Origin of the sequence: Mesorhizobium loti CJ3sym (assembly GCF_000472785.1) — a bacterium.
GTDB lineage: Bacteria > Pseudomonadota > Alphaproteobacteria > Rhizobiales > Rhizobiaceae > Mesorhizobium > Mesorhizobium loti_E.
Genome location: NZ_AXAL01000010.1, coordinates 128,792 through 147,062 on the forward strand (window position 1 = coordinate 128,792; position 18,271 = coordinate 147,062).

Here is an 18,271-nt window from a genome sequence, read left to right on the forward strand (position 1 = left end):
CGGTTCCCCTTCAAGCCGCGCAGTGGGCGCCCAGCGCCTCGATCAATCGCTGGCAGGCGGCGAGTTCGCTGGTGAGAATGTACTCATCCGACTTGTGGGCGCGGTCGATGTCGCCGGGCCCACAGATGATCGCATCGAGCCCGGCGGCCTGATAAAGCCCGGCCTCCGTACCGTAGCTGACGGCGGCAAGCGGCACCTCGCCGGTCAAGGCGTGAAGCAGTCCCGCAAGTGGCGCATCTGGTGGCAGCGACATCGCCGGATAGGCGCTCATCGGTGTCCACTCGATGCGAAAGCCATCGGACGCAAGGGCCTCTGCCCGCGCCTTTACCGGCGCGAGCAGGCTGGCCGGGTCGACGCCGGGTACGGCGCGTGCCTCCAGGTCCAGCGTGCAGGTGCCGGGGATGATGTTGACCTGATGTCCGCCCGCCACGACGCCCGCTTGCAGCGAGGAGTAGGGCGGCTCGAAGGCAGGGTCGAACGGACCGTGCGTCAGCCGTTCGGCCTCTGTCACAGCCGCGCTCAGCGCACCGGCCATGGCGTGGATGGCGTTGAGGCCGAGATCGGGCCGCGAGGAATGGCCGGAGCGCCCGTTGATGATCACGCGGGCGGCCGCCTTGCCCTTGTGGCCGCGCACGGCGCGCAGGCCGCTCGGCTCGCCGACGATGACGCCGAGCGGCTTCGCGCAAAGCTCGGGAAGGCGGGCGATCAGATGCGGCACGCCGCGGCACCCCACCTCCTCGTCGTAGGAGAAGGCGAGGTGGATTGGCCTGGCAAGGCGCAGTCCCGCCAGCGCAGGCACGGCCGCGAGCGCCGCGGCAAGAAACCCCTTCATGTCCGTGGTGCCGCGTCCGTAGAGCCGCTCGCCCTCCCGGCGCAGCGCAAAAGGGCTCGAACTCCATTGCGGCTCACTGGCGGGGACGACGTCCATGTGGCCTGACAGGATGTAGCCCGGGACATTGGCGGGGCCGATCGTCGCGAAAAGATTGGAACGATCGCCTTCCGGCCCGGGAAGCACGGTGACCTGCGTGCTGTGTTCAGCGAGATAGGTCTCGATCCAGCCGGCGATGTCACCGTTCGGCTTGCCGGCGACCGATGGAAAGGCGACGAGACGGTCGAGGATGTCGAAGACGTCCATTCCAGCCCTCAAAGCGTTTCGGGTTCGCCGGAATCGGTGCCGTCGACCATATGCTGCCAGATTTCCAAAGAGGATGCGTGTGTTCTTTCGCGATTGCGTGCCGAAAGCTGAAATGTTTCAGTTGAATCTTGCGTTGCTGCGCGGCTTTCGAGCAAATCGTATCGGTCTGCTCGTTTAGCGTTGGCGGGCAGAGGGTGGCCATCAATGCGTGGCCCTCTGGTGCGGAAATCTTGCAGGGGCACAGAATTGAAGCCGTCAGGAAGTTTGAAAATCGATACCTTATCAATGCGGATCGGCGACATCGAAGGCGTCGAACTGGACCGCTTGCACGCACTCTCGCTCTCCGTGGGATGGCCGCATCGCGCCGAAGACTGGCAATTCCTGCGCCAATCGGGACAGGGCCTCGTGGCGCTCGATGAGATCGGCCGGGTTCTCGGTTCGGCCATGTGGTTCGCGCATGGCGCCGACTTCGCGACCGTGGGCATGGTTATCACCTCGCCGCGGTTGCAGACGCTGGGGGCGGGGCAATGGCTGATGAAGCGGGTCTTCGACAAGCTGGTCGGACATGACTTGCGCCTCAATGCAACCCGTGCGGCAAGGCGGCTCTATCTCTCGCTCGACTTCCAGCCGGAGAAGACCGTTTACCAATGCCAAGGCATCGCCCGCATTCAGACGAAGGATAGGCCGGCAAATGTTCGAGGCGATGTCCGGGCTTTGGACACAAATGATATTCCCGCCGTGATTGCGCTCGATGCGGCAGGGTTTGGCGTGAGGCGGGATGCGCTCATCGAAAAGCTTTTCGCGCACTCGGCCGGCTATGGTCTTTTCAAGGGTGGCACGCTGAACGCGTTCGCGCTCTGTCGGCCGTTCGGGCGGGGCCATGTCGTGGGGCCGGTCGTGGCGGAAAGTGACGCAGAGGCGGTAGCGGTTGTCCAGCCACACGTGATGCACCATTCAGGGTCTTTCCTGCGGATCGACACCCACATGGACCATGGCGAGTTCGCTGCCTTTCTGTCGCACAGCGGAATGCCTGTTTTCGACACGGTGCTCACCATGTCGATGGGCAAACGCCTCACCGATTTTGCCGCCAGCGCCGCAGTTGCACTGATGACCTATGCACTCGCCAGTCAAACTCTCGGATAGTGCATTCCAGGACGCGGGCCGTCGCGGCTGTCCACACTTTCGACAAGTTTGATTTTCAGGCGGCACTGGATATCGCGAAGGCGACGGTCCTGGGCGCGCAGCGCTAAGCCGCCAACCTGGCGACACCTAGGTCCAATACATCAATTCCGTTTGCGGAAAACAAGAAAAACCCAGCTAGATCAATAACCTAACTGGGTCAAAAACAATCAAGTGGGAGCAAGGGAAGCGGCGATAGGATCGGTTGTCGGGCCTCCTTTTTTCAGCGCACGTCCAGGCCCACCATTCGTTCCGCTGTCCGGCCCGCAGACATGTCTAATAGAACCTTTGAGGCGCGCGACGCACGAGGGGATTGTCAAGCACCGCGCGGCAATCCCATGGTGGCTCAGGAGCTGCTGTTCATCCGCTCGAACAAAGCTTCGCCCAAGCGGCGCGTTTGGGCGGAGATACCGACAAGCACCTCGTCCTTGTCCGTTTCGAGTTGCGCAAGCGCTTCGGTGGCGAATTCGTCCGGGCTGACCATCATGCGGTTGGCTGTCCCCGCACTGCGCGTATTGCCACCGAGACCGGTATCGACAATCGGTGGCGCCATCTCCACCACGCGGATTGTCGTCGATTTCAACTGATGGCGCAGGCTCAGCGTAAAGGAGTGGATGGCGGCCTTGGTGGCGCAATAAACGGGGACGTCCGCCATCGGCGAGAAGGCCAGTCCCGAGCTGACGTTGATGATGCATGCGTGCTCGTGCTGCCTGAGGGTCGACAGCAGCTCGGCGATCAGATGGATCGGCGCCGTGAGGTTGATCGCCACTTCCTGATCGAGAGTGTCGATCTCCGGATCATGGTTGAAGTCGCGCCGATGCTGAACGCCTGCATTGTTGATGACGATATTGAGGGTCGGATGGTTCGCTTTCAGCCAATCGACCATCGACCGGCGACTTTTGGTATCGGCGACATCGCAGATACGGGTGATTAGCACGGGCACTTCTTCTTGCGCCTTATCAAGAAGGGCTTCGTTCCTGCCGCAGATGATGACCTGGTTGCCTTTTTCTGAAAGGCGTCGTGCAAGCGCAAAACCGATGCCGGTCGCGCCGCCTGTGATGAGGATTGTGTTTTCTGTGAGCTTCAAGATCGTGCGTCCTTCTGATGAATCGAAAGGTGCGCCGACCAAGCCTTAGGCTTTTCGATGTGCACACCTCTATGACCGGCAAACCGGTCAGGCTACGCGCCAGACAGGATCGCGCCAGGTTCCGCGCCGGGATTTTTAGTCAAACGCTCCCAGTTTTCATGGGCAAGCTTCGCCTTGTCGGCGCTGTCGAGCGTCAGGTCTTCCACGAATCTCCGTGCGTCGCCTCCTGGGCGATACTGGTAGGGATAGTCCGTAGAAAACAGAATGCGGTCGGGGCCGACGGCGGTGATCGCCTGCTGCAGATAGGCCGAACTGAACATGCCGCTGGCGGTCAGATAGAGATTGCTGCGGACATAGTCGACAAAGGGCCGCTGCAACCCCGACACCCGATCGAGCATTGCAAGCCGCTCAAGATAGAAGATCACCATTTCGCCCCAGTGGCCAAGAACCATCTGAAGGTTGGGATGGCGGTCGAATACCCCGGCCATGACGACGCGGACGAACTGGATGCCGGCCTCGTAGTGCCATCCAAGACCAAAGGTCGACAGGGCAAGGTCAATCGGTGCGCTGAACCCCGCATAATAGACGTCGCGAACGCTAGTCTGCGGAATCTGAGGATGGATCAGCAGCGGGACGCCCAGCCTCGCCGCACATGCGAATGTCGGTTCGAAGATCGCATGGTCCAGATTTTTCTCACCGACGCGGCCGTAGAGAATGGCGCCCTTGCAGCCGAGCTCCATGACACAGCGCTCGAGTTCCTGCGCGGCTGTGTCAGGGCTCGCCGATGGAAGCACTGCCAGTGCCTGGAAGCGTGATGGCTTCGAGGCCACGGTTTCAGCCAAGAGATCGTTGACCCGGCGGGCCAGATCGACGGCGTGATCCCCAAGGTTATTGAGGCCGGGCGTCGTCAGGGAGAGGACCTGCACGTCGACACCGGTTTCGTCCATCAGCGCCAGGCGCTGCTCGCCAAGATCAGCGAGGCGACTGCCGAGGATCCCGGGATTGAGGCCGAGTGTTCCGTCATCGGCGCCGGGAATGGTGTTCCACGCATGTTGCACCTCCTCGGGGAGTACATGCTCTTCGATCGCGATGATCTTCATTTCTGCTCCTTCTAACACTTGCGGCCATTCTCGCTGGCTTGACAGCGGGCCGCCCTGCCGAGCCAGAGCCGCCTTGCGGCCAAATGGCCCGGATAGTGGTGCTCAGGACTTTGCGGTGAGCTGATCGACGACGGCTTGGCCGACGCCGTGCGCGGACGCCGGGTTCTGGCCGGTGATCAGGCGGCCGTCGACCACAACCTTCTCCGTCCAGTTCGGCGCCGGCTGGTGCAGCGCACCCCGCTGCTTGAGAGTGGTCGCGAGCAGATAAGGCACGACTTTCGTGTACTTGACTTCCGCCTCCTCCTCGTCGGTAAAGGCGGCGACCTTCTTGCCAGCGACGAGATAGCTGCCGTCCGAGAGCGTTGCGTTCACCAGGGCTGCCGGGCCATGGCAGACCGCGGACACGATGCCGCCTGCTTCGTAGATCGCGCGGATGACGCGCTGGACAGCCACGTCGTCGGCAAAGTCCCACATCGTGCCGTGGCCGCCGGCGAAGAAAACCGCTGAATAGCCTGACGGGTCGAGCTCGCCGAGGATCAGCGAGTGGGCGAGCGCGTCACGGAATTCCCGGTCGTGCCAGAAGCGGTCGTTGACCGGGTCCTTGAGGTCGAAGAAGTCGATCGGCGGATGTCCGCCGCGGATCGAGGCGATCTCGGCCGGGATGCCGGCCTCGCGGAACACCGCAAGCGGATGCGTGAGCTCAACCATGGCGAAGCCTGTCGGCTCGCCGCTGTCGCCGCGGATCGGATGGCTGGTAACGACGCAAAGAATAGGCTTGATGTTGTCTGGCATTGTTCTGGTCCTCATGATTTGAGTGAGGCCATGTCGATAACGAAGCGATACTTCACGTCGCTCTTCAACATGCGCTCATAGGCTTCATTGATTTGTTGGACCGGAATGATCTCGACATCCGAGACGATGCCGTGCTCACCGCAGAAATCGAGCATCTGCTGGGTCTCGGCGATGCCGCCGATGAACGATCCCGAGATTGCCCTGCGGCCGCGCACAACGCCGCCGGCGTTCACAGGCGTGCCAAGTGGTCCCATATAGCCAATCAGGACAAGCACGCCTTCCAGCGCAAGCGTCGGCATGTACGGGTTGACGTCGTGGTCGTAGGGGACTGTGTCGATGATCACGTCGAAGCGGCCGGCGACGGTCGCCATCTGCACTTGATCGCTCGACAGCACCACATGATTGGCGCCGAGTCGGAAGGCGTCTTCATCCTTGCCGGTCGACCGGGTGAACAGGGTGACGTCGGCGCCGAGCGCCTTGGCGAGCTTCAGCGCCATGTGGCCGAGGCCGCCAAGACCGATCACGGCAACCTTGCTGCCTTCATGGACATTCCAGCGGTGGAGCGGCGACCAGGTGGTGATGCCGGCGCATAGGAGCGGCGCGGCCCCGGCCGGATCGAGTCCATCGGGCAGAGCGAGAACAAACTTCTCCGACACCACGATCATGTCGGAATAGCCGCCATAGGTCGGGCTGCCATCGTGCCTGTCGATGCTGGCATAGGTAAAGGTCGCGCCTTCGGCGCAGTCCTGCTCCCATCCCTTGAGGCAGGGTTGGCAATGCTGGCATGAGTCGACCATGCAGCCGACGCCGACCATGTCACCCGCCTTGAAGCGGCTGACTTTCTCGCCGACCTGTCGAACTCTTCCGATGATCTCGTGGCCGGGAACAATGGGATAGGTCGTGAAGCCAAAGTGATTGCGGGCCATGTGCAAGTCCGTATGGCAGACCCCGCAATAGAGGATGTCGATCACGACATCGTCGGGCCGCGCCACGCGCCGCTCGAAGGCAAAAGGCTCAAGAGCCCCGGTGGCCGATGGTGCGGAATAGCCCAGCACATTCATTGTCCGTATTCCTTATCGATCCAGGTGCTGTTGAAGCGGTTGACGAAACCTGCTGTGCCCGCCGAACGCGGCGGGCACGAAGTGCTCCGTGATTTCGCGAAGTCTCAGGATGCGAACAGCGTTTCCCAATTGAGGAAAGGGCCAAGCGGGATAACATCCCAGTCAATGAGCCCGGCCTTGGCCAGCGGGAACTCGCGCAGAGCCTCCTTGGCGGCTTCGATCGAGTCGCATTCGGCGATGATGGCCACGCCCGGACGGTCCTGGCGGAAATAGATGTCGCGCACGATACCGCTCTTGTAGGCCTGCCAGGTGTGGCGGACTTCATCCGCCATATGCGGTTGATACCGCTCCATGGTGGCGCCGGGCTGGGGGACGTCGAGGCAAAGCAGTTTCATGTTAGGGCTCCTGGGTTGAGAAAAAAGCGGATCAAGCGGGCTGAAGCCGGCGCACGGTCTGGGCAACACGCCGCCCCATATAGGCAGCCGTCTCCAGATCGCTGTTGCCGGGAGCAACATCCGGCGCCTCATCCGTATTCGACTGAGTCATGACGCCCAGCCAGCTTCCGAGACGGTTGAGGTCTTTGGTGCTGCCACTGCTGCTGCTGTTGCCGGGCATCATGTCGAGGCCGACCCAGATCATTCCGTGCTGCGCGGCGAACAATGCCATCGATATGAGCGAGTTCAGTTTGTCGCCATGCTGCGCGCCGGAGTTGGTAAAACCGGCGGCGATCTTGTTGCGCCACTTTTGCCCGGTCCACGCAAGCTTGGTCGAATCCTCGAAGAACTGCTTGAGCTTGGCGCTGATAAGGCCGTTGTACGTCGGTGATCCGAAGACAATGGCATCGCTCTGCTCGAGCGTTTTCCAGTCCAGCGGCCCGTTCGCCACCGGAAAGAGTTTCGCCTCAGCCGTTTCGACTTCTCGTACCCCTGCGGCGAGAGCCTCGGCGACGCGCGCTGTATGGCCGAAACCACTGTCGTAGACGATTGAAATCAACAATTTGATCTCCTTAACTTAGCAAGCGCGCACTGCAGAAGGACGCTGTGGCGCCAATGCGGTGGGTGACCACCCGACCGCGACCGGCCAAAATCGTTGGCATTTTTTTGTTCTTAGCGTAGAATGAGCGTTAGCGGTGGCGACGGTTCTTCCCGTTTTTGGTTCCCACCATTCTACAATGTTCGAACCCTTCCTGGGGCCAGTCGCTATATGCGTAATCGATTTGACGGCGTGCCGGTATTCGTTGAGGTGGTCGAAGCTGGTGGGTTTGCCAAGGCTGCCGAACGGCTTGCACTCACTCGTTCTGCCGTGGGAAAATCCATCGCACGGCTGGAAGAACGGCTCGGTGTTCGCCTTTTTCACCGGACGACCCGCACGCAAAATCTGACGGAGGACGGCCAGCAATATTACGAGCGGTGCCTGCGTGCGATGGAGGAACTGCTGGCTGGTGAGTCCCTTCTCGAATCGGGAAGACGCGACGTCGCGGGAAGGCTGCGCGTTTCCATGCCGGTGCTGTTTGGCCGCTATTGCGTAGCGCCTGTTCTTCTCGCTTTCGCCCGCGAGCACCCTCAGCTCGAACTCGATCTGAGCTTTAGCGACAGGCAGGTCGATCTGATCGCCGATGGGGTGGATCTCGCGGTTCGCAATGGTGTTTTGGGCAACGGCGCTGGATTGCAAGCACGGCGCATCACCAGCCAACGCAAAGTGCTTTGTGCCGCTCCCGCCTATCTGGCCGCCAAGGGTGCTCCCGATGAAATTGCGGATCTGGCAGCCCATGACACGTTGCTCTATTGGCGCGCCGATCATGGACAAGCCTGGCAACTCCCAGACGCCCGCGGCAAGCTCATCGACGTCTCGGTTGCGTCGCGGCTTCGGTTCGATGACCTCGAGGCCATCGCCAACGCCGCCGTCGACGGTATGGGTCTGGCCTGGGTTCCCCACTGGCTCATCCGCGATGAGTTGCTTGCCGGCTCTCTCGTTGCATTGTGGGCCAATCGTCCAAGCGCCTCGATGGAGTGCTACGCTGTCTGGCCGGCCACTCAATATTTGCCGCTGCGGTCACGACTGGCAATCGATGCTCTGGTCTCCGAGTTGCCGAAACGTGTGGCTGGCTGATGCCGTAGGTCGGTCAGGAGCGGCATCGCGGTCGCCGCCGCGATGCTCTGCGCGAACCTGCCCGACATTCCCTCGTAGGCGGTGTTCGTCATCGAGATGACGCTTCTCTTCCTGGCGAAATCGATACCCCACCAATTGCCATAGGTTCCGCCCCAGGAAACCGATCCTTTGCTCCAGTTGCTACCGGTGGATGCGGGGTCGATCAGGGCGGCGCCTAGCCAGGAAAACCCCCACCCCGGACCCATCGCCTGAGCCTCCGCGCCGACTCTGGGCATCCTCGCCGCTTCTCGCATATCCTCGCTGAGGAAAGCGCCGGTGCGGTAAGCCTCAAGCAAGGTCAGCACGTCGCGCGCGCGGCCAGCCATGCCCGCTCCGCCCGAGGGCCAGGCGGTCGCATCCCGAATGCGCTCCGGATCGAAGCGAACGCCGGGGCCTTCAACGTAGCGCTGCGGCACCTCGACACCGATGGTCATCCGCACGGGCGCCGGTGAGCCATCGTGGTAGGGGACGGCAATGTCCTCTTGCGGCCAATGAAACGCTGCACCCAATTGTAGCGGCTCAGTGACCAGGGCGCCGATAGCGCCGTCAAGGGTCGTGCCGGTGACTGCCTCAATCACGCCGCCCAGAACGTCCGTCGCAATGGAGTAGCGCCAGCCCTCGCCTGGAATGCGATCCAACGGCACGCTAGCGATACGGGCTAGATTTGCTTCAAGTGAGCCCCGGCTCTCATCAAGACCGTCCGACACCCCGGCACGGGCATAGGGTCCATCGCCGGGTTGCTGGTTGCGGTAGTCCAATCCGGCCGTATGCGCCATCAACTGACCGATTCTGATGTCAGCGATCGAGCCATCGGCGAGACGAGGCGTGAATCCCGGCAGATATTTTGTCACCCTGTCTTCGGGCGACAAACGTCCGGCCTCTATCAACTTCAACGCGGCCATGGTTGTGAAGGCTTTCGTCACGGAAGCGAAGCGGAAGGGCGTCTCGATCTGCATCTGCCTGCCTGTCTCACGGTCAGCGTGGCCCGCTGCCCGCTCGTAAACGATCTCGCCATCTTGGGCGACGAGCACGACGCTACCAGCGATGCGGCCCTCTGCTAGCGCGTCCTCGAGCGCAACATCGATCGCGTTTGTCAGGCTGTCCGGCCGTGCCTTCAGGGCCAAATCTTCGGTCATATTTTTAACTCCAAGTTTGAAAGATGCTCCCTAGATGCTCCCGCTTGATCGTGAAGTTGAGTTAGGGCATGCTTCAAGAGCCTTGAAGCAGGGCTTAACGATGGGGCTCGATCTTTTCTCGCTGCTGCCGATCTTCCGGATGGTTGCCACGACCAACGGCTTCACCGCAGCCTCCGGCCCGTTAGGGATAACGCCGTCTGCTGTGTCGCAGAAGATTCGCCAGATCGAGTCCCTGGTCGGAGTCCGGCTTTTCGAGCGCACAAGCCGTAGTGTCCGGCTGACCGAGGCGGGCCGCCTCCTGCTTGAAAACACGGACCGAGCGTTCAGTGACATCGCGGACGCGCTCGATCGGGTTCGGACGGTTGGGAAGCGGCCGGCAGGAAATTTGCGGATCAACCTGTCGCGGCTGGCGGCTCAGGTCTGCATCTTGCCGCGACTGGCCGCCTTCGTGCGGCACTACCCGGACATTACGGTTGAACTCGCCACCGACGATCGATTGTCCGATATCGTAGCTGGTGGCTTCGACGCCGGCATCCGTTTTCAAGATACGCTGGAGATGGATATGATCGCTCGATCCATCGGTCCACCCCTTCGCCGCTCAGTGCTTGCTTCGCGCACCTACCTGGAAGCCGCCGGCACCCCTGAGCATCCTAATGATCTGGCAAGCCACGAGGTTATCCGTTACAGGTTTCCAGGGCGCCAGCGACTGGAGCCGTTGACCTTCAACGTCAACGATCAAGTTTTTCGCCTCGATCCGCCGCCGCGACTGGTGTTCGACGACAATCACCATTTCGACTTTGCCGTACGCTCGGGCCTAGGTCTCGCCCAACTCTACAGAGAGACGGAAATACCCGCCATCGAGGCAGGTGAACTGGTTGAGCTTTTGACAGGATTCGAGCCGGATACTGTCCAGTTCAAGCTGTACTATCCCACACGCAATCAGCCGCAAAAACTTCGAGCATTCATCGAATGGTTTTGCGGTTAAGTCCATTCATTGCACAAGCCGCCGATGCGGTCACGACTGGCAATCGATGCTCTGGTCTCCGAGTTGCCGAAGCGCGTTGAGGCCTAGGGCCGTAAGCCTTATGATCGCGATGATCACGCGCAGAGGCGTGCCCGACTTTGCGACGCTGGCGGTCGGCGCCGCCACACAAGGAAGGAATGGAATGACAAAGGGCACACGAGGCGCCCCACCCCTGTCCCGTGGGGAAATGCAAAATCTCTATGTGCAGATAGCGGAGCTCGAAATCGATCCCGTCCAGTTAGAGGACTATAAAGCTGCGGTCGAGGAGCAGATTGCGACGGCTGTCAGCGAGGAGGCGGGAGTCCTTGTGTTGTATGCCGTGGCTGAAAGAGAAAATCCCTCCCACGTGAGAGTTTTCGAGATCTATCGAGATACAGATGCGTACCGGTCGCATTTGGAATCCGCCCATTTCAAGAAGTACAAGGCCGCGACGGCGAAGATGGTCAAGTCGCTCAAGCTCATCCAAGCAACTCCTGTCGTGCTTGGTGCAAAAGATTTGAACGGCCACGACATGGAGCGGCGGCTGGCGGACTAGCTGGTCGATTGCGCCAGCCAGCGCGGCAACGCAGACGATGGCCTTGGTCATCGATGCCAGCCGGAACATGTCGTCCTCCCGGATCGTCCTCCCAGCCTCGCGATCGGCACGACCGGCAGCGCGCTGATGCACGATCTCGCCATTTTGGGCGGCGACAATTTCGACACCAACGATACGCCGATCCTGGACCGCGTCATCGATGACGCGGTCCAGTGCATCCGTACGGCTCCATCGCGACGAGGCGGCTGGCAGCCTACCAGGAGCACCGAAGGCCGGCCCCGCTACAGCGGTCGCAAAACCGCCAATCGACGCTGCGGCGAGAATCTCTCGGCGGGAAAATTGTGCGGCGCCTTGCGTCGTTGTGCGCTGGCTTGAGGGTTTCACGACGGTTCCTTAATTCGGTCAGTAGCAGTAGGTCGCCGTTAATTTGCGGTTGCCCCCTCAAGGTGACAATCGGGCCAGGGAGACATTCAGTTCTTACTGTCAGTCAGAAATTGCCGCGCTTGCGCTTTCCGTCCGTCTTGCCTTCGCGCGGTCCATTGGGGATTGTCGACTCCTTCTCGCGCCAACGTTTGCGGATGGCGCGGATGCAGCGCCGGTCTGGTTAGGTCCAGCCTAAGCCGAACTACTGAAAATCATAATTTGTGCAGCGCACCCAGCGTGCTTTGCTCCATCGTCGGCTGAGAAAAGAAAAAACAACAGGCGACAGGCTTCGGCGATGCGTCGGAGCGGAATTTGGTTGAGCGCGGACAACGCCGACCTCAAAAAACAGGGGAACGTGATGACGACAATAATCTCAAAGTTTCGCCGGGCCGCGCTTGTGGCCGGGATTGCGCTCAGTGCCATATCGGTGAGCCTCCACGCCGAAGCTGGCAGCTTGAAACTGGGCATGACGACCTGGGTCGGATACGGGCCTCTCTTCCTTGCCCGTGACATGGGCTACTTCAAGGAAGGTGGGCTCGATGTCTCGCTCGAAATCATCGAGGAAGCCTCGCTGTACATGGCAGCTGTTGCCGCCGGCGAGCTCGACGGCAGCGCCTCGACCATCGACGAGATCATGAAGTATCGTTCGAAGGATGTCTGCTTCAAGTCGGTCTATGCGCTGGATGACAGCCATGGCGGCGATGGCGTTCTCGCGCCCAGTGGGATCAAGAGCGTCGCCGAGCTCAAGGGCATGGACGTTGCGCTGAACGAAGGCTCAGTGTCGCAGTTCTGGTTCAATATCCTGCTCAAGCAGGCCGGTCTCACCCAGGCCGATGTGAAGATCACCAACATGACGGCGGACGATGCCGCCGCCGCCTTCATGGCCGATCGCATTCCTGTTGCCGTCACCTGGGAACCGCATCTGACGCTGGCCAAGAAGGAAAACAAGGGACAGGTGCTGATCGACTCCTCGAAGACGCCCGGCTTGATCGTCGACGTGGTGGCGCTCAACTGCGACTACATCACGAAGAACCCCAAGGATGTCGAGGCGCTGGTGAAGGGCCTCTACAAGGCCAATGAGTTCATCAAGGAGAATCCTGAGAAGGCGTATGAGGTGATGGCCAAGGGCGTCGGCGGTTGGCTGAAGGAACCGAAGGATTTCGCCTCCTCGGCTGCGGGCGTGAACTTCTATGGCAAGCAGCGCAACGCCGAATTCTTCGCCGGTGGCGAGACTGGTGAAGCCGGCAAGCTGATCAAGCTGGGCGGCGATATCTGGGGCGGCTTCGGCAAGCTCAAGATGGACATCAAGTACGACGACCTCATCGATACGTCCTTCCTCGGGAAGTAACTTGACCTTGCAAAGTTGAATTGGCTGAACCGGAGGCGGACCTTCGCGCCTCCGGTCCAAGCGGCCCAAAAGGGTATCCCGTGACATTAGCACCGAACACGAGCTCTCGGGTCAGTAATGGCGTAACCGCGAGAGTGGAAGAAGGTCAGGCCGGTCGATCCGTCCTGAAAGTCATCGCCACACCGTTTAGGGCTGTGCCGCGCTCTCTCTCCATCACGCTGGGCTTCATGGTCTGGATCGCCGTCATCGGCGGCTGGTTCGCGTTGACCTATTCCGGAGCGGTCAAGGAAATGTTCCTGCCTCGCCCCGAATCCGTGTTGACCACCACCATCAGGATGGCCGCCGACGGGTCGCTGTGGGAGCATGTTTTCGCCAGCGTCCAGGTGGTGTTGATCGGCTTCGTCATTTCGAGCATCGTTGCGGTGCCGCTTGGATTGACGATGGGCACCTACCGCATCGTCCAGGCGGTGCTCGAACCGTTGGTCAATTTCATCCGCTATCTGCCGGTAACCTCCTTCGTGCCGCTTTTCATCCTGTGGATCGGCATCGGCATCGAGCAGCGCGTTGCCGTCATCGTCTTCGGCGTCTTCTTCCAGCAGCTCGTCATGATCGCCGACAGCGCCCGCGGCGTCCAACGCGACCTGGTCAACGCAGCCTATACGCTTGGTACGAAACGAGGCGACACGGTCTTCCACATCGTCTTCCCGGCCACGCTTCCGAACGTGCTGGATGTGCTGCGCGTCACCATGGGTTGGGCCTGGACCTATCTCGTCGTGGCCGAACTCGTCGCCGCCCGCAGCGGACTTGGCTATATCTCGCTCAAGGCCATGCGTGGCTTCCAGGTCGACGTGATCTTCATGGCCATCGCCATGATCGGCATCCTTGGTCTTTGCACCGACCAATTGTTCCGGGGCATCCGCCGCCTCGTCGCTCCCTGGGCCAATTGAGGAATTCGCTGACATGGACGTCCTGACACTCACGACGAAACCGAAGAGCTCCGACATCGCCATCGACAATGTGGTCCTGCGCTACGGCAAGGGCGACAACGCCGTGCTGGCGCTGGATGGCATCTCGTTCCATGTCGTGCCCAATGAGTTCTGCGTGATCGTCGGCCCATCCGGCTGCGGCAAGTCGAGCCTGCTCTATCTCGTTGCGGGGCTCGAGGAGCGCACCGGCGGCATGATCTCTGTCGGCGGCAAGCCGGTCACCGAGCCAGGTCCGGATCGCGGCATGGTGTTTCAGGCCTATACGCTGTTTCCCTGGCTGACCGTGGCGCAGAACGTCGAATACGGCCCGAAGCGGAAGGGCATGACGGCGGCCGAGCGCAAGGCCATCGTCGAGCATTTCCTCCATGAGGTCGGCCTAGCGAAATTCGCCAACCACTATCCCTCGCAGCTGTCGGGCGGCATGAAGCAGCGCGTGGCGATTGCGCGTGCGCTCGCCAACGATCCGCAGGTGCTGCTGATGGACGAACCCTTCGGGGCGCTCGACAGCCAGACCCGCCACTCGATGCAGAAGCTTCTCTTGAGGATCTGGGACCATTCCAAGAAAACCGTCCTGTTCGTCACCCACGACATAGACGAGGCGATCCTGCTGGCGGACCGGGTGCTGGTCATGTCCGGCCGGCCCGGCCAGATCAAGAAGGAAATCCGCGTCGGCCTTCCGCGTCCTCGCAGCATGGATCTGGTCATGGAGCCGAACTTCATCGCCATGAAGCGGGAAATCCTCGAGCTGTTGAAGAACGACGAAGACGACGAGCACTAGGCGATAGCAGCGGTCTTCGGGGTGGGGCACGAAACAGGCATGGCATGAGCATCGAGACCACGGAATTCGACTATATCGTCGTCGGCGCGGGCTCGGCCGGTTGTGTCCTGGCCAACAGGTTGAGCGCGGCTCCTGGCAACCGCGTCTGCCTCATCGAGGCCGGCGGCAGCGACGACCGTACCCGGGTGCGCGTGCCCGCCGGCATTCTCTCGCTCTACGGCAATCCGACTTTCGACTACGGCTACAAGGGCGTGCCGCAGCCACTGCTCAACAACCGCCGCATACCGGTCAACCGGGGCAAGGTTCTCGGCGGGTCGAGTTCGATCAACTCGATGGTCTATATTCGCGGTGCCGCGCAGGACTACGATGAGTGGGCGGCACTTGGCTGCGTGGGTTGGTCCTATGCCGACGTGCTGCCGGTCTTCAAGACGCTGGAACGGAACCTCCTGTCGCAGAACCCGGCCTATCACGGCTTCGAGGGTGAACTGCTGGTCGACAATCCGCGCGATCCGAACGTCGTGTCCAGACTGTGGGTAGAGGCGGGCCGAGGCATAGGCCTGCCCGAAAACCGCGACTTCAATGCCGATGGCCAACTCGGTCTCGGCATCTACAACGTCACCCAGGACAAGGGCGAGCGCTTCTCGGCCTATTCAGCCTTCGTCCGGCCGGTTCTCGGCCGCCCGAACCTCCAGATTCTGTCCGGCGTCGAGGTGCTTGATCTGGCGGTCGAAAGCGGGCGCGTCACCGGTGTCAATGTGATCAGGGACGGGGCAACCCAAAGGTTGACATGCCGCGCCGAAGTGGTGCTCAGCGCGGGCGCGATCGGATCGCCGCGCATCCTGCTTGCTTCCGGCGTTGGCCCGGCCGAGGAGCTGAAGGCGGCGGGAATAGAACCGGTCATGAACGTGCCGGGCGTCGGCAAGAATCTGCGCGACCATGTCGACGGTATGATCACGGTGCGATCGAAGAGCACCAGGACGCTCGGCCTGTCGCTCGCCAATCTGCCGGCGATGCTGGCGGCACCGTTTCAATATTTCGTCCGCCGCAAGGGCATGCTGACGACCAACTATGTCGAGGCCGGCGGCTTCGCCAGGACGAAGTATGCCGGGAGCGTACCGGACATTCAGTTCCACTTCGTGCCGGGCTATCGCAGCCATCGCGGCCGGCTCGTCGAATATGGCCACGGCTATGCCGTGCACACCTGCGTGCTGCGGCCCGGCAGCGTCGGTGAAATCACGCTCGAGCGCGACGGCACCCGCCGCAACGTGCACATCGATCACCGCTTCTTCAGTGACGAGCAGGATGCCCTGACCCTTGTCGAGGGCATCAAGGTTGCGCGTTCCATTCTGGCCTCGCCAGTCTTTGCCGATATTCGCGGACCGGAAATCCTGCCCGGACCCGATGTCGTCACCGACGACGAGATCCTTGCCTATCTGCGTGCCGAGGCGCTCACCGTTTATCACCCGGTCGGCACGGCCAAGATGGGCAAGGACACCATGGCGGTGGTCGATCCTGCCAGCCTCAAGGTGCACGGCTTCGACAATCTGCGTGTCGCGGATGCCTCCATCATGCCGACATTGATCGGCGGCAACACCAATGCGCCATCCATGATGATCGGCGAAAAGGCGGCCACAGCGATGTTGTCGCAGCCGCATTTAGGCACAAGCTAACCATTGCCACATGAAATCGTAATTTTCGCTGCTCGGTCCCTCCGGTAGACCAGCAATCTGATCTCCGTCGCATCCGCGGAAATCTCGGGGAGAGAGCCAGAAAGGACCGCTGCAATGTCAGTTGAAAAAGTAGACACGCTTGTTGTCGGCGCTGGCCAGGCGGGGCTGGCCATGAGCGAGCATCTGAGCAAGTGCGGCGTGCCTCATCTCATCGTTGAGCGGCAGCGTATCGCCGAGCGCTGGCGCTCAGAAAGATGGGACTCGCTGGTTGCCAATGGTCCGGCCTGGCATGACCGGTTTCCGGGCATGGCGTTTCCGGATGCTGGCCCGGATTCCTTTATCGGCAAGGAAAAGGTCGCCGATTATTTTGTCGCCTACGCGGAGATGATCGCCGCCCCCATTCGCTGCGGCGTCGAGGTCAGGAAGGTGCAAAGGCTGGTCGGCCGGCCGGGTTTTCAGGTCGAGACCTCGGATGGCGTGATCGAGGCCAGAAGCGTGGTTGCGGCAACCGGAGCGTTCCAGCACCCCGTCATTCCCTCAGTCGTTCCCAACGATGCCGGACCGATGCAGATTCATTCCAGCGCCTATCGCAATCCCGCCCAGTTGCCCCAAGGCGCGGTGCTGGTGGTTGGCTCGGGGTCTTCCGGCGTACAGATCGCTGACGAACTCCAGCGCGCGGGGCGGCGTGTTTACCTCTCGGTCGGCCCGCACGATCGGCCGCCGCGGGCCTATCGCGAGCGCGACTTCTGCTGGTGGCTGGGCGTTCTCGGCAAGTGGGACGCGCAGGCGCCGGCGCCTGGCACGGAACATGTCACCATCGCGGTGAGTGGTGCGCGTGGCGGCCAGACGATCGATTTCCGGCGTCTTGCCGCACAAGGGATAACGCTGGTTGGCCGGACGGAGTCCTGCAAGGATGGCGTCATGGGCTTTGCCCACGATCTCACCCGAAATATCGCCCGCGGCGATGCAAACTACATGTCCGTTCTGGACGAGGCAGACGCCTATGTTGCCCGCAACGGCCTCGACCTTCCCGAAGAGCCCGACGCCCGCAAGATCGGACCGGACCCGCAATGCATGACAAATCCCATCCTCCAGTTGGATCTGGCAAAGGCCGGAATAGGTTCGATCATCTGGGCAACGGGATTTACCGTTGATTACAGCTGGCTCTGCGTTGATGTTTTCGACGAAAAGGGCAAGCCGAGGCATCAGCGCGGCGTTTCGACCGAGCCCGGAATCTATTTCCTCGGCCTGCCTTGGCAGTCACGCAGGGGGTCGAGCTTCATCTGGGGCGTCTGGCACGACGCCCAGCATGTAGCGGACCACATTTCCACGCAGCGCAAGTATCTGGCTTACCATGCGTCCGCAAGACGCGAGACCCAGGCGGCATAGTCAGCTGCAACGGACGCCCAGACCTCGAGCCGATCCGACGGAGATCACGATGGCCCATACAAGAATTCGCAAGTTCAACACCAAGGACACCTATCCGGAGCAGAAACTCGACAACGATCTGTGTCAGGCGGTCGTTACGCGGGGCGGCAGAACCGTCTATCTGCGTGGCCAATGCCCGCAGGACCTCGACACCGCCAAGAACATCGGCAGCCATGACCCGGCCGAGCAGACGCACAAGGTGATGCAGAACATCCGCCAGCTGATCGAGGAATGCGGCGGCACCATGGAACATCTGGTCAAGGTGGTGGTCTACATAACCGACGTGCGCCATCGCGAGGCGGTCTACCGCACCATGGGCGAGTACATCAAAGGCGTGCATCCCGTCTCGACCGGCCTCGTCGTGCAGGCCCTGGCGCGGCCCGACTGGCTGGTCGAGATCGACGGCACCGCCGTTATCCCTGATGATGACAAGGACTGACG

Annotated in this window: 20 protein-coding genes and 1 pseudogene; 11 read left to right on the plus strand and 10 right to left on the minus strand. The window is 61.4% G+C overall.

Annotated features, from left to right (window positions below; translation table 11 throughout):
* Positions 1-10: 10 nt before the first annotated feature.
* Positions 11-1,135, minus strand: a complete 1,125-nt coding sequence (gene argE, locus A3A9_RS0115430; RefSeq protein ID WP_027059589.1) for an acetylornithine deacetylase — start codon at positions 1,133-1,135, stop codon at positions 11-13.
* Positions 1,136-1,143: 8 nt separating this feature from the next.
* The gene (locus tag A3A9_RS45200) at positions 1,144-1,437 is read right to left on the minus strand and encodes a hypothetical protein (RefSeq protein ID WP_202596378.1); all 294 of its coding nucleotides are present in this window, start codon (positions 1,435-1,437) and stop codon (positions 1,144-1,146) included.
* Here A3A9_RS45200 and A3A9_RS0115435 point away from each other — a divergent pair.
* A complete protein-coding gene (locus A3A9_RS0115435) occupies positions 1,421-2,278 on the plus strand; it encodes a GNAT family N-acetyltransferase (protein WP_202596379.1) in 858 nt (285 codons plus the stop codon). The genes A3A9_RS45200 and A3A9_RS0115435 overlap by 17 nt on opposite strands.
* 382 nt (positions 2,279-2,660) lie before the next feature.
* Here the strand turns inward: A3A9_RS0115435 and A3A9_RS0115445 are convergent, their stop codons facing one another.
* From A3A9_RS0115445 to A3A9_RS0115470, 6 genes are all read right to left on the minus strand, one after another.
* Positions 2,661-3,401, minus strand: a complete 741-nt coding sequence (locus tag A3A9_RS0115445; RefSeq protein WP_027059591.1) for an SDR family oxidoreductase — start codon at positions 3,399-3,401, stop codon at positions 2,661-2,663.
* A gap of 92 nt (positions 3,402-3,493) precedes the next feature.
* Entirely contained in the window at positions 3,494-4,501 is a 1,008-nt protein-coding gene (locus A3A9_RS38840; RefSeq protein ID WP_033838572.1) for an amidohydrolase family protein, read from the minus strand.
* A 102-nt stretch (positions 4,502-4,603) separates the two neighbouring features.
* Positions 4,604-5,293 (minus strand): type 1 glutamine amidotransferase domain-containing protein, encoded by a 690-nt coding sequence (locus A3A9_RS0115455; RefSeq protein ID WP_027059592.1) that lies wholly within the window; start codon positions 5,291-5,293, stop codon positions 4,604-4,606.
* A gap of 11 nt (positions 5,294-5,304) precedes the next feature.
* Positions 5,305-6,354 carry an NAD(P)-dependent alcohol dehydrogenase gene (locus A3A9_RS0115460; RefSeq protein WP_027059593.1) on the minus strand — a complete coding sequence of 350 codons (1,050 nt, stop codon included), beginning with the start codon at positions 6,352-6,354 and terminating at the stop codon, positions 5,305-5,307.
* 104 nt (positions 6,355-6,458) lie between these two features.
* Complete coding sequence (locus A3A9_RS0115465; protein ID WP_027059594.1) at positions 6,459-6,749, minus strand: hypothetical protein; 291 nt, start codon at positions 6,747-6,749, stop codon at positions 6,459-6,461.
* A 31-nt stretch (positions 6,750-6,780) separates the two neighbouring features.
* Positions 6,781-7,350: a flavodoxin family protein gene (locus A3A9_RS0115470; RefSeq protein ID WP_027059595.1), complete on the minus strand. Its 570-nt coding sequence runs from the start codon at positions 7,348-7,350 to the stop codon at positions 6,781-6,783.
* 207 nt (positions 7,351-7,557) lie between these two features.
* Between A3A9_RS0115470 and A3A9_RS42600 the strand changes: the two genes are divergently transcribed.
* Entirely contained in the window at positions 7,558-8,463 is a 906-nt protein-coding gene (locus A3A9_RS42600; protein WP_027059596.1) for a LysR family transcriptional regulator, read from the plus strand.
* Here A3A9_RS42600 and A3A9_RS38845 read toward each other — a convergent pair.
* The gene (locus A3A9_RS38845) at positions 8,388-9,638 is read right to left on the minus strand and encodes a serine hydrolase domain-containing protein (RefSeq protein WP_063827776.1); all 1,251 of its coding nucleotides are present in this window, start codon (positions 9,636-9,638) and stop codon (positions 8,388-8,390) included. The two genes, A3A9_RS42600 and A3A9_RS38845, sit on opposite strands and share 76 nt — an antisense overlap.
* Before the next feature lie 34 nt (positions 9,639-9,672).
* Here A3A9_RS38845 and A3A9_RS0115485 point away from each other — a divergent pair, with 34 nt between their 5' ends.
* Together A3A9_RS0115485 and A3A9_RS41780 are read left to right on the plus strand one after the other, a co-directional pair.
* The gene (locus A3A9_RS0115485; protein ID WP_082222098.1) at positions 9,673-10,623 is read left to right on the plus strand and encodes a LysR substrate-binding domain-containing protein; all 951 of its coding nucleotides are present in this window, start codon (positions 9,673-9,675) and stop codon (positions 10,621-10,623) included.
* 100 nt (positions 10,624-10,723) lie between these two features.
* The gene (locus A3A9_RS41780) at positions 10,724-11,197 is read left to right on the plus strand and encodes a putative quinol monooxygenase (RefSeq protein ID WP_051370930.1); all 474 of its coding nucleotides are present in this window, start codon (positions 10,724-10,726) and stop codon (positions 11,195-11,197) included.
* Between the two features lie 75 nt (positions 11,198-11,272).
* On the opposite strand, the pseudogene A3A9_RS46485 reads toward A3A9_RS41780, so the two are convergent.
* Positions 11,273-11,371 (minus strand): annotated as a pseudogene (locus A3A9_RS46485) (hypothetical protein); the annotation flags it as partial.
* On the opposite strand from A3A9_RS46485, the gene A3A9_RS45735 reads away from it, so the two are divergent.
* From A3A9_RS45735 to A3A9_RS0115525, 7 genes are all read left to right on the plus strand, one after another.
* Positions 11,324-11,572, plus strand: a complete 249-nt coding sequence (locus tag A3A9_RS45735; protein ID WP_027059598.1) for a hypothetical protein — start codon at positions 11,324-11,326, stop codon at positions 11,570-11,572. The pseudogene A3A9_RS46485 and the gene A3A9_RS45735 overlap by 48 nt on opposite strands.
* Positions 11,573-11,978: 406 nt before the next feature.
* The gene (locus A3A9_RS0115500; protein WP_027059599.1) at positions 11,979-12,968 is read left to right on the plus strand and encodes an ABC transporter substrate-binding protein; all 990 of its coding nucleotides are present in this window, start codon (positions 11,979-11,981) and stop codon (positions 12,966-12,968) included.
* Between the two features lie 134 nt (positions 12,969-13,102).
* Positions 13,103-13,915: an ABC transporter permease gene (locus tag A3A9_RS0115505; protein ID WP_245279043.1), complete on the plus strand. Its 813-nt coding sequence runs from the start codon at positions 13,103-13,105 to the stop codon at positions 13,913-13,915.
* A 13-nt stretch (positions 13,916-13,928) separates the two neighbouring features.
* Positions 13,929-14,732, plus strand: coding sequence for an ABC transporter ATP-binding protein (locus tag A3A9_RS0115510; protein ID WP_027059601.1), 804 nt, complete (start codon positions 13,929-13,931; stop codon positions 14,730-14,732).
* 44 nt (positions 14,733-14,776) lie between these two features.
* A complete protein-coding gene (locus A3A9_RS0115515) occupies positions 14,777-16,402 on the plus strand; it encodes a GMC family oxidoreductase (RefSeq protein ID WP_027059602.1) in 1,626 nt (541 codons plus the stop codon).
* 114 nt (positions 16,403-16,516) lie between these two features.
* The gene (locus A3A9_RS0115520; protein ID WP_027059603.1) at positions 16,517-17,791 is read left to right on the plus strand and encodes a flavin-containing monooxygenase; all 1,275 of its coding nucleotides are present in this window, start codon (positions 16,517-16,519) and stop codon (positions 17,789-17,791) included.
* A gap of 49 nt (positions 17,792-17,840) precedes the next feature.
* The gene (locus A3A9_RS0115525; protein ID WP_027059604.1) at positions 17,841-18,269 is read left to right on the plus strand and encodes a RidA family protein; all 429 of its coding nucleotides are present in this window, start codon (positions 17,841-17,843) and stop codon (positions 18,267-18,269) included.
* The last annotated feature ends 2 nt before the right edge of the window (positions 18,270-18,271 follow it).